The 1,087-nt window shown below is 74.1% G+C and carries 1 protein-coding gene; it reads right to left on the reverse strand.

Features of this window, described 5'->3' with window-relative positions; genetic code table 11:
• Window positions 1-20: 20 nt before the first annotated feature.
• A partial coding sequence (locus ACFCX4_RS36325) for a serine hydrolase domain-containing protein (protein ID WP_376151763.1) occupies window positions 21-1,087 on the reverse strand: 1,067 nt, incomplete at its 5' end.

The raw sequence follows: 1,087 nt of genomic DNA on the forward strand, positions 1-1,087 counted from the left end.
CGGCCGGACCGCGGGAAGCGTCAACGCTTCTCGCCGGGAACGGAGTTCGCACCGCCGGGCGCGGCCTCCGCCGCCCCCGCTGTTCCGGCCGCCCCCGCCGCCGGGCCGCACGAGGCCCGCCGGACGAAGGCCAGCATGGTGGTGGTGGTCGCCGGGTTCCCCGCCTCCGCCACGTCGTTGAAGGAGAGCGTGAACTGCCGTGCGCCGTCCTTCGCGCCGAGCCAGACCGTGCTGTAGCCGGGGACGCCGCCGGTGTGGCCCCAGAGCTCGCCGCACCCGAGGTCGTACCGGGTGAGGCCCAGCCCGTAGTGCGCGTCGATACCGGGGGCCGGGACGGTGGTGGTCATCTCCGCGAACCGTGCCGCGGACAGGAGCCCGCCGCCGAACAGGGCGGCGTGGAAGCGGTTGAGGTCGGCGGTGGTGGAGATGCCGTTGCCCGCCGCGCCGCCGACGGTCGGGTTGACCAGCGTGACGTCCACCGGCCCCTCCGGCAGCCGGGCGTACCCGTGCGCGTGCGGACCGGGGATGTCCGGCCGGGAGGTTGGGAACACGGTGTCCGTCAGGCGCAGCGGTCGGACGATCCGCCGCTCGGCCTCGCTCTGCCAGCTGCGGCCGGTGACCGCGCGGATCACCTCGCCGACGAGGACGTAGTTGGTGTTGGAGTAGTGCCAGCCCCGGCCGGGCGGGAAGTACACGGGCCTGCCGACACCCGCCGCGATCAGGTCGGCCGGCCGGTAGTCCTGCCAGCGCCGGCCCGCGAGGAAGGTGCGCAGGCTCTCCTCGTCCTCGAAGAGGAAGTCCCCGGTCTCCAGGTAGTCGAAGAGTCCGCTGGTGTGGTTGAGGAGTTGGCGCAGGGTGATGTCCTGGCCGCCGGGGACGGTGCCGGGCAGGTGCTTCTCGACGGGGTCGTCGAGGCGGAGCCCGCCCTCGTCGACCAGTTGGAGGACGACGGTGGCGACGAAGGTCTTGGTGACGCTGCCGATCCGGAAGCGGCCGTCGGCGCGGGCGGGGCGGTTGGTGTCGAGGTCGGTGACGCCGGCGGCGTCGCGCCAGGTGCGGCGGCCGTTCTCGCGGATCTCGGCGAGGG

Source organism: Kitasatospora sp. NPDC056327, from assembly GCF_042261735.1.
Lineage (GTDB): Bacteria > Actinomycetota > Actinomycetes > Streptomycetales > Streptomycetaceae > Kitasatospora.